Annotated in this window: 11 protein-coding genes; 7 read left to right on the top strand and 4 right to left on the bottom strand. The window is 66.2% G+C overall.

The window, feature by feature from the left end; all coding sequences use genetic code 11:
- Window positions 1-58 precede the first annotated feature (58 nt).
- The 3 genes from C8J40_RS07075 to C8J40_RS07065 are packed head-to-tail and all read right to left on the bottom strand — an operon-like array spanning window position 59 to window position 3512.
- Complete coding sequence (locus C8J40_RS07075; protein ID WP_243693244.1) at window positions 59-1171, bottom strand: SGNH/GDSL hydrolase family protein; 1113 nt, start codon at window positions 1169-1171, stop codon at window positions 59-61.
- Window positions 1150-2157, bottom strand: a complete 1008-nt coding sequence (locus tag C8J40_RS07070; RefSeq protein ID WP_243693243.1) for a glycosyl hydrolase — start codon at window positions 2155-2157, stop codon at window positions 1150-1152. The genes C8J40_RS07075 and C8J40_RS07070 overlap by 22 nt, the downstream gene beginning before the upstream one ends.
- Window positions 2157-3512 (bottom strand): mannanase, encoded by a 1356-nt coding sequence (locus C8J40_RS07065; protein ID WP_132896402.1) that lies wholly within the window; start codon window positions 3510-3512, stop codon window positions 2157-2159. The genes C8J40_RS07070 and C8J40_RS07065 overlap by 1 nt, the downstream gene beginning before the upstream one ends.
- Before the next feature lie 207 nt (window positions 3513-3719).
- On the opposite strand from C8J40_RS07065, the gene C8J40_RS07060 reads away from it, so the two are divergent.
- The 6 genes from C8J40_RS07060 (at window position 3720) to C8J40_RS07035 (ending at window position 12273) form a co-directional block, all read left to right on the top strand.
- Window positions 3720-4568 (top strand): gamma-glutamyl-gamma-aminobutyrate hydrolase family protein, encoded by an 849-nt coding sequence (locus C8J40_RS07060; protein ID WP_347812458.1) that lies wholly within the window; start codon window positions 3720-3722, stop codon window positions 4566-4568.
- A 65-nt stretch (window positions 4569-4633) separates the two neighbouring features.
- On the top strand, window positions 4634-7120 hold the full coding sequence (locus C8J40_RS07055; protein WP_132734174.1) for a TonB-dependent receptor: 2487 nt from the start codon (window positions 4634-4636) through the stop codon (window positions 7118-7120).
- 121 nt (window positions 7121-7241) lie between these two features.
- Complete coding sequence (locus tag C8J40_RS07050; RefSeq protein ID WP_132896401.1) at window positions 7242-7460, top strand: hypothetical protein; 219 nt, start codon at window positions 7242-7244, stop codon at window positions 7458-7460.
- 432 nt (window positions 7461-7892) lie between these two features.
- Window positions 7893-8936 (top strand): rod shape-determining protein, encoded by a 1044-nt coding sequence (locus tag C8J40_RS07045; RefSeq protein ID WP_207894045.1) that lies wholly within the window; start codon window positions 7893-7895, stop codon window positions 8934-8936.
- A 170-nt stretch (window positions 8937-9106) separates the two neighbouring features.
- Window positions 9107-11479 carry an FdhF/YdeP family oxidoreductase gene (locus tag C8J40_RS07040; RefSeq protein ID WP_132896400.1) on the top strand — a complete coding sequence of 791 codons (2373 nt, stop codon included), beginning with the start codon at window positions 9107-9109 and terminating at the stop codon, window positions 11477-11479.
- The gene (locus C8J40_RS07035) at window positions 11476-12273 is read left to right on the top strand and encodes a formate/nitrite transporter family protein (protein WP_132896399.1); all 798 of its coding nucleotides are present in this window, start codon (window positions 11476-11478) and stop codon (window positions 12271-12273) included. The genes C8J40_RS07040 and C8J40_RS07035 overlap by 4 nt, the downstream gene beginning before the upstream one ends.
- 43 nt (window positions 12274-12316) lie before the next feature.
- On the opposite strand, the gene C8J40_RS07030 is transcribed toward C8J40_RS07035, so the two are convergent.
- Window positions 12317-12790: an Lrp/AsnC family transcriptional regulator gene (locus C8J40_RS07030; RefSeq protein ID WP_132896398.1), complete on the bottom strand. Its 474-nt coding sequence runs from the start codon at window positions 12788-12790 to the stop codon at window positions 12317-12319.
- A 117-nt stretch (window positions 12791-12907) separates the two neighbouring features.
- On the opposite strand from C8J40_RS07030, the gene putA reads away from it, so the two are divergent.
- Window positions 12908-16513, top strand: a complete 3606-nt coding sequence (gene putA / locus C8J40_RS07025) for a trifunctional transcriptional regulator/proline dehydrogenase/L-glutamate gamma-semialdehyde dehydrogenase (RefSeq protein WP_132896397.1) — start codon at window positions 12908-12910, stop codon at window positions 16511-16513.
- Window positions 16514-16517 lie beyond the last annotated feature (4 nt).

The following is a 16517-nucleotide window of genomic DNA, read 5'->3' as shown; positions in this document are numbered from 1 at the left end:
GATCCGCACCTTGGCATCCCTGCTACCGGGTTAGCGCTACAATGTGCAAATCATTTGCTTATTTCTGCGCCCAGATCTCCGGATGCGCGTCGATATAGGTCGATAGCGCACTCGTGATCCGCGCGTCGTCGGCGGTCGAAGGGTGCGCGTGGCAGCCGGTGAAGGCGAGGCCGGTGACGGGGACGAAGGCGACGTTGCGCTCGCCCTCGGCTTTGAGACGCGCGGCGACCTTGCCGACCTCGGACGCGATCTCGCCGTTGGCCATGTCGGTGGCCCACAGGACGACGTGCGCGTTCGGGTCGCGCGCGCGCAGGCGTTTGACGAACTCGACATAGTGCCGCTCGTAATCGGCGTGGAGCGCGTCGCGCGTCTGCCATGGCTCGCCGGGGTGGAGCTTTGTGGTGAAGTCGTTGGTGCCGAGCGCGATCACGAACAGGCGGGGGTGCCAGGCGGGGTCGGCGTAGCGCCTGGCCTTGTCGAACAGCGTGAAGGGGTAGGCGACGGGCAATGTGTCGGCGGCCATGCCGTCGTAATTGCGGACGATCCCGCGGCCCGAGATCGCGTTGACCTGATAGTCGGCGCCGTAGCGGCGGGCGGTCAGCGCGGGCATGGCTTGGGCGGTGTCGGTGGTCGCCCAGACTTCGTCCTGCGTGCAGTCGCGCTTGGTCGAGATGTTGCCATAGCCGACGGTGTGCGAGTCGCCGATGAACTCGATCTGGCGCGCGCGGGCGGGTGCGGGGAGGGCACGCGTTCCCCGGGCGGCATAGAAGCCGCCGGAGACGGTCGGGGCGGCCTGGCTTTCGCTGGCGACGGCGACGCGGATCGTGTGGCGACCGTTCGACAGGCCGGCGATGCGGTAGAGGCCGGGCTTCGGCTTGACGAGCTTGGCAGCAAGCGCGCCATCGACCGACACGCGGAGGATGACGTCACCCTGGCCGATGCGGAACAGCGCGCTCGGGCCGCGGAACGCCGCCTCGAAATAGGTGCCCGGCCATTGGCGCTTATAGCCATCCGCGGTCCGCTCGACGCGGCCGCCGATGTGGACGGGGAGGGGGGCGCCGGCTTTCGTGGTGGTCGGAGTCACGGTCGGCGGAGCGGCGGTCGCCGATGTCGAAAGCCACGTTGCCGCGAACAGGCTGAGGATCGTCTTCATGCCTTCACCTTCAGCCATGCGGGGAGTTCATCCTTGGTCACGTAGCGCTTCGAGGCGAAGTCGCGGCGCAACTGCTCCGGCGTGTTCTGGTCGGCGCCGGTCAGCCAGCGCGTGTGCCAGGTCATGAACCAGAGCCAGTCCGCCGTGGGGCCGAGCAACGCCGGGTCGGGAACGGGGCCGTTCTCGTGCAGGCAGATCGGCAGCGTGTCGCCGACGATGGCCTTCACCTGCGCGAACATCGAGGCGAGGTCGCTATGGTCGTTCGCATAGATGTCCGCGCCGGCGACATCGACCGTCGCGCGGCCGGGATACCAAGCGGCATCGACGTTCTGCCCCGCCCAGCCGAGCACCCAGATCAGGTTGTTCAGACCGAAAACACGCCTAAATTGGTCGTGCATCAGCGCCCAGAGTGCCTTGAACGCGGCGGGGCCGTGCTTGCCCCACCAGAACCAGTCGCCGCTGAATTCGTGGAACGGGCGCCACAACACCGCGACGCCGCGGTCTTGCAGGACCTTCAACAGCCGCGCGATCTCGGCCATCTGGCGCATCATCGCGACGTTCTGCGGCGTCCCCGGTTTCAGCGCGGCGGCGACGTCGAAATCCTTCTTCGAATTCTCGTAGCCGGTGCCGATGTCGGGCGCGCCCCAATGCCAGCACAGCGTGACGATCCCGCCCGACCGCGCCCAGGCGGTCGCCCGGTCGTTGACGGCGTCGTTGTCGCGCGGATCGATATAGTCGAGCCCGAGGATCGCGGGGAGCTTGCCCGTCACGCGCTGGAGATAGTCGAGTTCGCCGTGCGGATTGGGCGGCGCGGAGCCCTGCTCCTGTTGCCCGGTCAGCGTCTTCCTGCCGTATTGGCTCCACAGATAGGCGTAGAGGTGGCGCGCGGCGGGCGAGGCTTTCGGATTGCTCAGACGGCGGTTCGGCACCGCTGCCAGTGCCGGCACACCGTGCAGCAGACCAAGCGCCGCCGTCATCCCGAGCGTCTCGCGACGGTTGAGCATCAGAGCGCCGCCATCGCCGCGGCGTGCGCGCGGATCACGGCCTGGGTCGAGGCATCGCTGTCGAACACGCCGTACCAGCCCTGCGGTTCGTGCGGGGGATCGCCCATATAGCCAAGGTCGCCGCGCTGGAACCGGTGATCGGCATGCGGCGTGCGCGCCTCGCCGTTCCAGGCCCAGAAGTTCGAGCCTGCGAGCGGCCCGCCGGCCTTCGCATTGGCCTCGATCGCGGCGTAGATCTGGCGGTAGAAGCGGTCCTTATATTCGGTCGTGATGAACGGATCATAGGCGGCCTGGCCGTCGCGCGGGTAGCCGAACTCCTCGATCACCAGCGGCTTGCCGAGCGTCGTGGCGAGCCGGATATGCGCGTCGATATAGGTGGCCACCTTCGCTGCACCGGCGTCATAGGTGCCGGCGAGATTGCCTGCGTCCATCCAGGTCCAGTTGTTCGGCCAGATATGCGTGGTGAGGTAGTCGATCGAGGGCGACTTGTGGGCGGCGAGCACGACATCCTCGCGCTCGATCGAGCCCTTCAGTCCCTCCGAGCCGGTCGAGACGAGGTGATGGGGATCGAGCGTCTTGATGTAGCGCGCGGTCTCGTCGATCCAGCGATAGAAATGCGAGAGATTAGGCACCGCGACCTTGTCGCCGCCGGCCGGACGCGGTTCGTTCGCGAGTTGCCATGCCATGATCGTCGGATCCGCGGCATAGGCAACGCCCGTCACGGTGTTGGTGCGCGAGACGACGGCGCGGATGTAATCGCGGTACATCGCCTGCGCCTGACCGTTGGTATAGAACGCGGCGTTCCAGTCGGCGAACTCGGGCCAGGGGTGCGCGGGGTCGTTCATGTTGATGAACTTGCCGCCGTTGACCCACGACAGGTACGTCATCATCCCGCCCGACCATTCCCAGAAGTTGGTCAGGTAGATCACGCCGGTCATGTCGCGCTTCGCCATTTCGGCGAGCGTCCAGTCGAGGCCCTTTAGCAGGTCCTCGTTGTACGTCGCGCTTTGGTCGCGAAATCCCGGGGTGATCGAGTTCTTGAGCGGCGACAGTTCGGCCGACCCCAGGATGCGGAGGTTGCGGACGCCGAGCGCCTTCAGACGATCGAGTTCGCGTGCCAGCCGCGCACGATTGCCATAGGCGGTGTCCGCGCCGAGCCACGCGCCGTACCAGATGTTCGCACCCGCATACCGATACGGCTTGCCGTTGCGTTCGAAGCCATGCCCGACGACGGTGACGAACGCCGAGGGCTGGGCCCGACCAACAGGCTGCGTCACGGTTGCGCAGGCGGAAAGAAGCGCACCGCTGGTGATCGCTGCCCCGGTCAAAAGCGCCGTGCGCCGGTTCATCGTCATATCATACTCCCATCCATCCCACGCCGTGTCTGCTGCACGCATCGCGATATCTGCCGAATCAGACGGGTGCGGTCTATGCGGATATCCGCGAAAATAGAAATTCATTTGGGTAATTCGTAAGCACTTACGAGCGGCTTGGTGCGGACAATGAATTTTTGGCCGTGCCAAAGCTTATAGCGCTCCAATATCCGACGCGATCGATGGATATTGATCGCGAAAGGCCACCGCGATGCAAAGGAAACAACGACGCTCGACGATGTGCGGCCACGCCGCATGATGCGCTTTGCATGCTGCCGTAGCGATGACGGGCCGATCAAGCCCGTGATCGGCGTATTGTGCTGCAACGAAATCGCCGATCGCCCGATCCAGGCGGTCGCGACGCGGTTCGTCGAGCCGCTGGTCCGCTATGCCGGCGCGACCGTCCTGCTGGTGCCCGCGGTCGCGGACGCGATGGATACGCGCGCGCTGGCGGGGCGGCTCGACGGGCTGTTGCTGACCGGGTCGCGGTCCAACGTCGCGGGCGCGCGCTATGGTAAGACCGATGCAGCGGATGGCGCGGCGGACGATGCGCTCGATCTCGACCGCGATGCGGTAGCGATGGAGCTCGCAGGGCGGATGATCGAGGGCGGGCGGCCGGTGTTCGGGATCTGCCGCGGATTGCAGGAACTCAATGTCCTGTTCGGCGGCACGCTGACCGATACGCTCGACGCGGGACACCACCGGGCGACCGAAGACGCGACCGCGTATGAAACGCTGTTCGATCACGTCCACGACGTCGACCTGCAGGCGGGCGGGATGCTCGCGACGGTGACGCAACGGCGCAGCCTCTCGGTCACCTCGGTTCACCGCCAGGGGATCGATCGGCTCGGGTCCGGGCTCACTATCGAGGCGCTGGCGACCTCGGACGGCTTAGTCGAGGCGTTCTCGGCACGGCCGTGCGGCGGCGATGTGCTGGCGGTGCAGTGGCATCCCGAATGGGATGTCGCCGCCAGCGCCGCGAGCCAGGCCTTTTTCTCGCTTATCGGGCGATCGCTCGGGACCTGCCGGGACCGTTGATCGCCTTCATTCGTACCACACACCCAGAGGTCGTCGCAGAACGATCCACTATCAGGGACCATGACATGACTGCTTACCGTACCGCGTTGGCGCTCGCCGCGTCGACCTTCGCTCTCGTCATCGCGCAGGCCGCGTTCGCCCAAGACATGCCGGCCCAAGACGTTCGGGCCCAGGACGTGCCGGCCCAGACTGCCGCCGATCCTTCGGCCGATCCTGCCGCCGCGGCTGCGCCCGACACGCAGGACGACATCATCGTCACCGGTACGCGCGCGGTCGGCCGGTCGCGGCTCGACAGCGCGTCGCCGGTCGACGTGCTGAGTTCGGCCGCGATCCAGCGCCAGGGCACCACCGAACTCGGCGCGGCGCTGGCGGCGATCGCACCCTCGATCGACTTCCCGCGGCCCTCGGCGGTCGACGGCACCGATGCGATCCGCCCCGCGACGCTGCGCGGCCTGTCGCCCGACCAGACGCTCGTGCTGGTAAACGGCGTGCGCGGCCATACCGCGGCCTTGCTCAACGTCGGCGGCTCGGTCGGGCGCGGCTCGGCGGCGGTCGATCTCAACACCATTCCGACCGTCGCGCTCGACCGGATCGAAGTGCTCCGCGACGGCGCATCGGCGCAATATGGCTCCGATGCGATCGCCGGCGTGATCAACCTCCGCCTGCGCGAGGCGCGGTCGGGCGGCGCCGCCACGGTCAATTACGGCTTCTACAACACCGACATCGACACCGCGCGCGGTAGCCGCAGCAGGACCGGCGAACATGCCGTCACCGTCTCGGGCTGGCAGGGACTCGGCTTCGGCGAAGACGGATTTCTGACGCTGTCGGGCGAGTATCTGAACCGTGAGGCGACCAACCGCGCCGATTTCGATCCGCGCGTCCCCGGAACACGCGTGACGGGTCGGTTCGGCGATCCGGCAGTCGAGCAATACAGCATCTTCGCCAATGCCGGCACGACGCTGACGGGGACGTGGAAGCTGTATGGCTGGCTCGGCTATCAGGACCGCGACACGCGCAGTGCGGCGTTCCCACGCCTGGCGAACGCGACGACCGCGCTGGCCGGCTATCTGGATGGCTTCCTGCCGCTGATCAACACCAAGTCGCGCGACATCAATTCGGCGGTAGGCATCAAGGGCGTGGTCGCCGACTGGAACGTCGACCTGAACGCGAGCTATGGCCGCAACAAGATCGGCTTCCGCACGCTCAATTCGGCGAATTACGCGTTCGGCAGCACCACGCCGAAGGACTTTTCCGACGGCGCGCTGATCTATGACCAGTACATCGTCGGGCTCGATGTCGACCGCAAGTTCGACCTGTTGCAGGGCGTCAACGTCGCGTTCGGTCTTGAAGGGCGCCGCGAGGGGTTCAAGATCGAGGCGGGTGAGCTCGCCTCCTATGGCTATCCCGCGGCCGGCACGGTGACGGGGGCGGCCGCGACCGCTGCGCCGGGCGCGCAGGGGTTTGGCGGCTTCTCGCCCGCCAACGCGATCGAGCGCAGCCGGCGCAACGGCAGCGTCTATCTCGATGTCGAGGCGCAAGTGACCGACAAGTTCCTGGTCGGCCTTGCCGGACGCGGCGAGGATTATTCCGATTTCGGCTCGACCGCGACCGGCAAGCTTTCCGCACGCTATGATTTCACGCGCTGGTTCGCGCTGCGCGGCACCGCGTCGACCGGGTTCCGCGCGCCGGCGCTGCAACAGCAATATTTCACCTCGATCGCGACCGTCATCCAGAACGGCAATCCGATCCAGACAGGCACCTTTCCGTCGATCAGCCCGGTCGCCAGCCGGCTCGGCGGCCTTCCGCTCGAGCCGGAAAAGTCGACCAACCTGTCGGCTGGTGCCGTCATCCGTGCCGGCCGGTTCGATCTGACCGTCGATGCGTATCGCATCCACATCCGCAACCAGATCGGCCTGTCGGAGAACATTTCGACGTCGCCGACCCAGTCCGTCGCGGTCAATACGCAGATCGCCAACCTTCTGGCGGGATCCGGCGCCACCGCCGCGCGGTTCTTCCTCAACGGCCTTGCCTCGACCACCAAGGGCATCGACGCGGTCGCGCATTACCGCATGCCGACCGACTCCGTGGGGACGTTCGACCTGACGATCGCCGGCAACATCAACGATTCGAAGGTCACGCGCGTGCCGACCTCGACGTCGGCGCTCAATCCCGCGCCGACGCTGTTCGCGCGCAGTCGTATCCTGACGCTGGAGGACGGCACCCCCGGCGAGAAGGTGACCGGATCGATCGACTGGTCGCTCGAACAGTTCGGCGCGCTTGCCCGCGTGACCTATTACGGCGACGTCAACCAGCCGGGTACGACGGCCGCCGCCGACGTCCATAGCGGCAAGCACGTCATCACCGATATCGAACTCCGCTATCAGGCGACCAAGGGCGCGCAGTTGGGGTTCGGCGTCAGCAACCTGTTCGACGTCTATCCCGACGCGACCATCCCCGCGAACAACAGCACCGGGGTGATCGGCTTCCCCTATTACTCGCCGTTCGGGTTCAATGGTCGCTATCTGTATGCACGCGCCGGCTTGAGCTGGTGATAAATCCTATCTCCACGATAGGGTATTGCGCCGGGCGATCATCGGCGGTAGCTTTCGGTTCCAGAGCCAATGTTGCGCTATGCGACTGCAGTTCTGACGTCGTCACCACGGAGACCAGTTCATGAAGAAAATCACGATCGTGCCCATGATTGCAGTTCTGGCACTTGGTCTTGCGGCCTGTTCGAAGACTGCCGAGCCGTCGAACGTTTTGGCTATCGACAGCAACACGGTCGTCGAGGAATCGGATGCGAACTTCTCGGCGGTCGATGGCGTCGCAACAGAAAATTCGACCGACCTGATCAATACGACCGAGACCAACACGACCGGAAACACGTTTTGATCGACCGGTCGTGGCGCGTTCTCGTAGGGCGCGCCAAGATCGGTAGACTTCGCCCTGAGCAGCTCGAACAGATAATGCCTCTCGATCAAAAGGGGGGCGTTATCTGTTTGTGTATACAGTCTATGCCGGCAGTTTATCGGGAACTTACTCGGTCGTATTTTACGGTCGCTTCGTCGTACTCTTTGCAGAATTGTATTCCTATTTGATTGGTATGTATTAGACCGAAGTAACGTCAAGGCGAAGTGAAGCTCCCTGGACGGATCCTCGTGGCCCGGCAGAACCCCTCTGCCGGGCCATTTTTCGTAATCGTCGTCTGGATCGCCCGGTCGGGCGCAGGCGGATTGACGCGGATCGCGCGTACGCACAGCGCTGATGGTCTCTATGGCGACGGTCGGCATGACCGCGCGCCCTTGTTGCAGAATGTCAAAGCCGATGCGTCTTCCTCGTCTGTTCAGCCGTGCTTCCAGTGACATGGCGATCGATCTCGGCACGGTGAACACCGTCGTCTATCTGCGCGGGCAGGGGATCGTGCTCAACGAGCCGTCGGTGGTCGCGATCGAGACGCGCGGCGGGGTGAAACAGGTTCGTGCGGTCGGCGCCGAGGCCAAGCTGATGATGGGCAAGACGCCCGACGGGATCGAGACGATCCGGCCGATGCGCGACGGCGTGATCGCCGATCTCGACGTCGCCGAGCAGATGATCAAGTTCTTCATCGACAAGGCGCATGGCGGGCATAGCCGGATGCCGCGCTATCCCGAGATCGCGATCTGTATCCCGTCGGGCGCGACCCTGGTCGAGCGCAGGGCGATCCGCCAGGCGGCGTCCAATGCCGGCGCGCGGAAAGTGTTCCTGATCGAGGAGCCGATGGCGGCGGCGATCGGCGCGGGGTTGCCGGTGACCGAGCCGGTCGGCGCGATGATCGTCGATATCGGCGGCGGCACGACCGAAGTCGCGGTCTTGTCGCTTCGGGGGCTCGCCTACAGCACGTCGGCGCGGGTCGGCGGCGACAAGATGGACGATGCGATCGCGTCGATGATCCGCCGCAAGCATAATCTGATGATCGGCGAGGCGACCGCCGAACGCGTCAAGCTCGCGGTCGGGATGGCGCGGATGCCCGACGATGGGGTCGGCGAGATCATGCGCGTCAAGGGCCGCGACCTGCGCGCCGGCGTCCCGCGTGAGATCGAGGTGACGCAAGGCGATATCGCCGGGTCGCTGGGCGATCTGATCGGCCAGATCGTCGAGACGGTGCTGACCGCGCTGGAAAAGACCGAACCCGAACTGGCGGCGGACATCTGCGATCAGGGGATCGTGATGACCGGCGGCGGGTCGCTGCTTGCGCGGATCGACGAGGTGCTGGCGGATGCGACCGGGCTGCCGGTGATCGTCGCGGAGAATGCGCTGACGTGCGTCGCGATCGGTGCGGGCCGGGCGATGGAAGAGCCGATCTACCAGGGGGTCATGACCGAGGCCTGAGGCGCGGTGGCCTGTCTGTGGATTAACCTGCGATAACACTTACGAAATATCGCGATCACGGGATGCGGAATTTTCGCTTTAGCGCGGTTGGCCGAAAGGCGTACGCCGCGGGATAAGTATGCGTCGCTGACCTAGCTGTCGGAAGCGCGACTGACAGCGGGAGAAGCGACATGGCGACCAAACGTCCAGACGGCATTGTGGACTATACCGGCCCGGCAGGGGGCTGGGGGGCGCTCAAGGCGGTCGCGGTATCGTTGAAGGCGCAGCAGATCGTCGTGCGCGGCGGCCAGACGCTGTTGAAGTCCAACCAGCCCGACGGCTTCGATTGCCCAAGTTGCGCTTGGCCGGACCCGAAGCATACCTCGTCGTTCGAATTCTGCGAGAACGGCGCCAAGGCCGTCGCGTGGGAGTCGACCGCGAAGACGATCGGCGCGGACTTCTTCGCCAAGCATAGCGTGTCGGATATCTGGAAGCAGAGCGATCACTGGATCGAGGACCAGGGCCGCGTCACCGAACCGCTCCGCTACAACGCTGCCACCGATCACTATGAGGTCGTGAGCTGGGCGGACGCGATGCACGAGATCGGCGCGGAGCTTGCTGCCGTGCCTGATCCGAACCAGGCCGAGTTCTACACCTCGGGGCGCTGCTCGAACGAGGCGGCGTTCCTGTTCCAGCTGTTCGTCCGGATGTACGGGACCAACAACTTCCCCGACTGCTCGAACATGTGCCACGAGGCGACTTCGGTCGGGCTGCCGAAGTCGATCGGGATCGGCAAGGGCACCGTCAGCCTCGAGGATTTCGATCACGCCGACCTGATCCTGTCGATCGGCCACAACCCCGGCACCAACCATCCGCGGATGATGGCGACACTGCGCGAAGTCTCGAAGCGCGGTGGCAAGATCATCGTCTTCAACCCGCTCAAGGAACGCTCGCTCGAACGCTTCGAATCGCCGCAGTCGGTGGTCGAGATGGCGACGATGTCGGCAACCCCGATCGCGAGCAGCTATTACCAGGTGAAGGTCGGCGGCGACGCGGCGGCGCTGAAGGGCATCGCCAAGGCGCTGGTCGCGCTCGACGAGGCGGCCAAGGTATCGGGTGGCGAGCCTGCGCTCGATCACGCGTTCATCGCCGAGCATACCGCGGGGCTCGACGACTATGTCGCCGATCTGGCGACCACCGAATGGGCGGACATCGAGCGCTCCAGCGGGCTCTCGCGCAGTGATCTCGAAGAGGTCGCGCTGGCCTATTCGAAGTCGAAGTCGACGATCTGCTGCTACGGGATGGGCGTCACGCAGCATCGCACGGGCACGACCAACGTCCAGCAGATCGCCAATCTGCTCCTGCTGCGCGGCAACATGGGCAAGCCGGGCGCGGGCATCTGTCCCTTGCGCGGCCACAGCAACGTCCAGGGCGACCGCACCGTCGGCATCACCGAGCGGCCGATGCCCTTGCTGCTCGACAACATGCGCGATGTGTTCGGGTTCGAGCCGCCGCGCGATCACGGTCATTCGGTGGTCGAGAGCATCGCGGCGATGCGCGACGGCAAGGCCAAGGCGATCGTCTGCCTCGGCGGCAATCTCGCAATCGCCTCGTCCGATCCGCAGGCGTGCGCGGAAGGGTTCCGCAATCTCGATCTTGCGGTGCACATCACCACCAAGCTCAACCGCACGCAGTTGCTGATGGCGAGGGCGACCTATGTCCTGCCGTGCCTGGGGCGGACCGAACTCGACATTCAGGCGACCGGCCAGCAATCGGTGACGGTCGAGGATTCGATGTCGATGGTCCACGCCTCGCGCGGGTTCCTGATGCCGCCGGGCGAGAACGTGAAGTCCGAGATCTGGATCGTCGGCGAGATCGCCAAGGCGACCTTTGCCGCGAAGGGCCGCGCGCCGGTCGACATCGACTGGGACGCGTATGTCGGCGACTACAGCCTGATCCGCGACAAGATCGAGGCGGTGTTCCCGGCGTTTGCCGACTACAACACGCGCATCCGCAAGCCGGGCGGCTTCCACCTCCCCAATTCTGCGGCGATGCGCGAGTGGAAGACGGACAGCGGCAAGGCGAACTTCCTCGTCACCAAGGGCGTCGAGGAGGACGAGGGCGCGGGCGATCCGACCGTGCTGCGTCTGACTACGCTGCGCGCGCACGATCAGTACAACACCACCGTCTACAGCCTCGACGATCGCTATCGTGGCGTGTTCGGGCGGCGCGACATCCTGTTCATGAACGAGCGCGACATGGCGCGGCTCGGGCACAAGGAAGGCGATGTCGTCGATATCGCCACCGCGCTGCAGTTCGCGCGGCCCGACCGGGTCGTGCAGAAGCTGATGCTGGTGCGGTACGCGCTGCCCGATGGTTGCGTCGCCTCCTATTATCCCGAGACGCAGCCGCTGATCGCGCTCGAGGATCACGATCCGCAGAGCTTTACCCCCTCCTATAAATCCATCCCGGTGACCGTCCGTCCCGCTGCTGCCGACCTCGGGTCGGATCGTGGCGTGGTGCGCGCGGGGATCGTCGGCCACGAGAGCAAAGTTCCCGCATGAGCACCGGTTATTCGTCGACGATCGACACCTACGCGACCCTCGCGGCGACCAAGGCGGAGGCGCTACGGCGCTCGCCCGCGGGCTTTTTCGCGGGCGCGATCCTCGCCGGCACGTATATCGGCATCGCGATGATTCTCGCGCTCAGCACCGCGTCGGGGCTCGAGCCCGGCGTGCGGCCGCTGGTGATGGGCGCGACCTTCGGGCTTGGGCTGATCCTGACAGTGTTCGCGGGCGCGGAACTGTTCACCGGCTATGTGATGTATCTCGGCTTCGGTCTCGCGCGGCGGACGATCACGATTGGTGACGCGCTCAAGCTGGCGGTCGTGGTGTGGATCGGCAATCTCATCGGCGGCGTCGTGCTGTCGCTGGTGTTCGCGGCAGGCGGTGGCGGCGCGATCTTCGCCAACGCCGATGCGATGTTCCACGGCTATGTGCTGCACAAGGTGTCGGTCGACGCGACCGCGCTGCTGGCACGCGCGATCCTGTGCAACTGGCTTGTCTGCCTGGCGATCTGGACCGCGGCGCGGATGACGGGCGATGCCGCCAAGTGCATCGCTATGGCGTGGATCCTGCTCGCGTTCGTCGCTGCCGGGTTCGAGCATTCGGTCGCCAACATGACTGCGCTGACGCTCGGCCTGCTGGTGCCGCATTCGTCGATCGATCTCGCTGGAATGGTCCGCAATCTCGCGATCGTGACGGTCGGGAATACGATTGGTGCGTTGGTGTTCGTGGTCGGCGGGTATCTGGTCGCGTCAAAGACCGATGGGGTCGTTGCGCCCGCCAAGCGGGGATAATTCGATCCTCCCCCTGGCGGGGGAGGATCGAGATGTGTCCGGATCACATCGCGCCGTCGCGGATCGTTTCCATCGCGACGAAGGTCGAGGTGCTGGCGACATGGGGCAGGCTTGAGATCCGCTCGCCCAAGACCTCGCGGTAACGGCGGATGTCGGGCGTGCGGACTTTCAACAGATAGTCGAAGCTGCTCGCAATCATGTGGCATTCCTCGACCTCGCGGATCGCGAGCACCGCGCGGCGGAACGCATCGAGCGCCGCCTCGCGCGTGTCGGACAGCTTCACTTCGGTGAAGGCGATGTGGTCGAGCCCGAGCTTGACCGGATCGAGTACCGCGCGGAAGCCGCGGATATAGCCCTGGTCGAGCAGGCGTTTGAGCCGGACCTGGCAGGGCGTCTTCGATAATCCGACGCGGCGCGCGAGTTCGGCTACCGACATCCGGCCGTCGTCGCGCAGAAGGTCGATGATGCGGCGGTCGAACTGGTCGATCTCACTGGCCTGATCCACTTTATCGGGCATTCCGCCGCTCCTGCCTTCTCAAAATGGTCGAACCGACCGATATAAAGCCATCGATAAGGCGGATCGCCAATCGCGTCCATGCTACGGTCTGGTCAGGTTCCAGACGAGGCTCGCCGCATGCCGCACACATCTTCGCTTTCGCCATTGTTTGCCGATTTCGCCCCGCCGATCCGCGCGCAGAGCGATCTGCGCCGCGCGATCACCGCTGCCTATCGACGGCCCGAAGCCGAATGCCTCGCACCGCTGCTCGATCAGGCGACGCTCGACGAAGCCACCGTGGCGGATGCGACGCGCACCGCGACCTCGCTGATTACGGCGCTGCGGGCGAAAAAGCGCGGCGGCGGGGTCGAGGGGATCGTCCAGGAATATGCGCTGTCGAGCCAAGAGGGCGTCGCGCTGATGTGCCTGGCCGAAGCGATGCTGCGGATTCCGGATGCGGAGACGCGTGATGCGTTGATCCGTGACAAGATCGCGGGCGGCGATTGGACGTCGCATCTGGCCGAGGGACGGTCGTTGTTCGTCAATGCGGCGACCTGGGGGCTGGCGTTGACGGGCAAGCTGACGGGAAGCGTCGACGACAAGGGGCTGGGCGCCGCGCTCACCCGGCTGATCGCGCGCGCGGGCGAGCCCGTGATCCGCGGCGGCGTGGCGATGGCGATGCGGATGATGGGCGAGCAGTTCGTCGCCGGCCAGACGATCGCCGAGGCGCTCAAGCACGCCAAGGGCCCCGAGGCGGAGGGCTTCCAGTATAGCTACGACATGCTCGGCGAGGCGGCGACGACCGCGGAGGATGCGCGGCGCTATCACGGCGATTACGTCGCGGCGATCCATGCGATCGGCAAGGCATCCGCCGGCCGCGGGATCTATGGCGGTCCGGGGATCTCGATCAAGCTGTCGGCGCTGCACCCGCGTTATGCCCGGTCGCAGGCCGACCGGGTGATGGCCGAGCTGCTGCCCGACGTGAAGGCGCTCGCGCTGCTGGCGAAGCGTTACGACATCGGCCTGAATATCGATGCGGAAGAGGCGGATCGCCTCGAACTGTCGCTCGACCTGCTCGAAAGCCTCGCGACCGACCCGGATCTGAGCGGTTGGAACGGGCTGGGTTTCGTGGTGCAGGCTTACGGCAAGCGATGCCCGTTCGTGCTCGACTGGATCGTCGATCTGGCGCGGCGGGCCGATCGCCGGATCATGGTGCGACTGGTCAAGGGCGCGTATTGGGACGCCGAGATCAAGCGCGCGCAGGTCGACGGGTTGGCCGACTTCCCGGTGTACACGCGGAAAGTGCATACCGACGTCGCGTATATCGCGTGTGCGCGGAAGCTGCTGGCGGCGGGGGATGCGGTGTTCCCGCAGTTCGCGACGCACAATGCGCAGACGCTCGCGACCATCCACGCGATGGCCGGGCCCGACTTCGTAATCGGCGATTACGAGTTCCAGTGCCTCTACGGGATGGGCGAGCCGCTGTACGAGGAGGTCGTCGGCGGCAATCGGCTGAACCGCCCGTGCCGGATCTATGCGCCGGTCGGGACGCATGAGACGCTGCTGGCGTATCTGGTCCGGCGGCTGCTCGAGAACGGGGCGAATTCGTCGTTCGTCAATCGGATCGCGGACCCGGCGGTGCAGATCGCCGAGCTGGTGGCGGACCCGGTCGCGACGGTCCGCGCGATGCCGGTGCCGGGCGAGCCGCATCCGGCGATCGCCTTGCCGCGCGATCTGTATGGGACGCGACGCAATTCCGAAGGACTCGACGCAAGCGACGAGGGTGTGCTGGCGACGCTGAGCGAGACGTTCCGCGGGGCGCTGGCACCAGTGCAGGCCGGGACCGAGGGCGACGCGCGGCCGGTGCTCAATCCGGCGGACCACCGCGACGTCGTCGGCTCGGTTTGCGAACTGTCGCCGGATGCTGCGCTTGCAATGGCGCGGACCGCGGCCGAGGCGGCGCCACGCTGGGCGGCGGTGTCGGTCGACGAGCGTGCGGCGTGTCTCGATCGCGCGGCGGACCTGATGCAGGCGCGGATGCCGGTGTTGCTGCCGCTGGTCATGCGCGAGGCGGGCAAGTCGCTCGCGAATGCGGTGGCCGAGGTGCGCGAGGCGATCGATTTCCTGCGTTATTATGCGCAGCAGGCGCGGCTGCTCCCCGCGGGGCAGGTCCCGCTCGGGGTGGTGACGTGCATCAGCCCGTGGAATTTCCCGCTTGCGATCTTCGCGGGGCAGGTGGCCGCGGCGCTGGTCGCGGGCAATGCGGTGTTGGCCAAGCCCGCCGAGGAAACGCCGCTGATCGCCGCGCAGGGGATCGCGATCCTGCATGAGGCGGGCGTGCCCGAGGACGTGTTGCATCTGGTGGCAGGTGATGGTGCGATCGGTGCGGCGCTGGTCGCGGCGACCGAAACGTCGGGGGTGATGTTCACTGGCTCGACCGAGGTCGCGCGGCTGATCCAGGCGGAACTCGCCAAGCGCGTGTCGTCGGCGGGGGCACCGATCCCGCTGGTCGCCGAGACCGGCGGGCAGAATGCGATGATCGTCGATTCCTCCGCGCTGGCCGAACAGGTGGTCGCGGACGTGGTCGCCTCGGCGTTCGACAGCGCGGGGCAGCGGTGTTCGGCGCTGCGCATCCTGTGCTTGCAGGAAGACGTCGCCGACCGGACGCTGGCGATGCTGAAGGGGGCGCTCCGCGAGCTGCGGATCGGCCGCACCGATACGCTGGCGACCGATATCGGCCCGGTGATCTCGGCCGAGGCGAAGACGAACATCGAGCGGCATATCGAGCGGATGCGGTCGCTTGGCCGCCCGGTCGAGCAGATCGCGCCGGCGGGAGACACGACGGACGGCACGTTCGTCTCGCCGACGATCATCGAACTCGACGATCTCGCCGATCTGGAGCGCGAGGTGTTCGGGCCGGTGCTGCATGTCGTGCGCTTCCGGCGCGCCGATCTGGGGACGCTGATCGATCGGATCAACGCGACGGGGTACGGCCTGACGTTCGGGCTGCATACGCGGCTCGACGAGACGATCGCGTTCGTCACGCAGCGGGTGCAGGCGGGCAATCTGTATATCAATCGCAACGTGATCGGCGCGGTGGTCGGCGTGCAGCCGTTCGGCGGGCGTGGGCTGTCGGGGACCGGGCCTAAGGCGGGCGGGCCGCTGTATCTCGGGCGGCTGGTGACGGGGGCGGATGTCGGAGCGCGCGGTTCAGGCGATCCGGTGGCGACGGAGTTCGCGTCGTGGCTCGAGGGTCGCGGTGATACTGGTGCCGCGCAGGACGTGCGGGAGTACGCAACGCGGTCGCCGCTGGGCGGTGTGACCGAACTGGCCGGTCCGGTCGGCGAGACCAACGTTTATGCGATCCATCCGCGTGGCACCGTGTTGCTGCTTCCGGCAACGCGGGAGGGCCTGATCGCGCAGCTTGCGGCGGGGCTTGCTTCCGGAAACGATCTCGTGATCGGCGATGCGGCGGCGTTGACGCCGGACCTTCCGAAGGCGGTTGCCGCTCGCGTGCGGTGGGTCGAGGATTGGGCGGCGGCGGGGCCTTATGCGGGCGCGCTGATCGAGGGGGATACGGAACGGGTTCGCTCGCTCAACCAGGCGATTGCCGCGCTGCCGGGGCCGATCGTGCTGACGCAGGCGGGGGGTGGCTACCGGCTCGATTGGCTGGTCGAGGAGGTGTCGACCTCGATCAACACGACCGCGGCGGGGGGCAATGCTAGCCTGATGGCGATGGCCTGAGCCG

It is taken from the genome of Sphingomonas sp. PP-CC-3A-396, from assembly GCF_004343105.1.
Lineage (GTDB): Bacteria > Pseudomonadota > Alphaproteobacteria > Sphingomonadales > Sphingomonadaceae > Sphingomonas.
This window is presented reverse-complemented; position numbering and strand designations above follow the sequence as displayed.

Coding starts and splice junctions, on each gene's coding strand:
- putA (WP_132896397.1), top strand. CDS start 12,908: ATGCCGCACACATCTTCGCTTTCGCCATTGTTTGCCGATTTCGCCCCG.
- C8J40_RS07050 (WP_132896401.1), top strand. CDS start 7,242: ATGAAGAAAATCACGATCGTGCCCATGATTGCAGTTCTGGCACTTGGT.
- C8J40_RS07030 (WP_132896398.1), bottom strand. CDS start 12,790: ATGCCCGATAAAGTGGATCAGGCCAGTGAGATCGACCAGTTCGACCGC.
- C8J40_RS07075 (WP_243693244.1), bottom strand. CDS start 1,171: ATGGCTGAAGGTGAAGGCATGAAGACGATCCTCAGCCTGTTCGCGGCA.
- C8J40_RS07070 (WP_243693243.1), bottom strand. CDS start 2,157: ATGCTCAACCGTCGCGAGACGCTCGGGATGACGGCGGCGCTTGGTCTG.
- C8J40_RS07055 (WP_132734174.1), top strand. CDS start 4,634: ATGACTGCTTACCGTACCGCGTTGGCGCTCGCCGCGTCGACCTTCGCT.
- C8J40_RS07035 (WP_132896399.1), top strand. CDS start 11,476: ATGAGCACCGGTTATTCGTCGACGATCGACACCTACGCGACCCTCGCG.
- C8J40_RS07045 (WP_207894045.1), top strand. CDS start 7,893: ATGCGTCTTCCTCGTCTGTTCAGCCGTGCTTCCAGTGACATGGCGATC.
- C8J40_RS07065 (WP_132896402.1), bottom strand. CDS start 3,512: ATGACGATGAACCGGCGCACGGCGCTTTTGACCGGGGCAGCGATCACC.
- C8J40_RS07040 (WP_132896400.1), top strand. CDS start 9,107: ATGGCGACCAAACGTCCAGACGGCATTGTGGACTATACCGGCCCGGCA.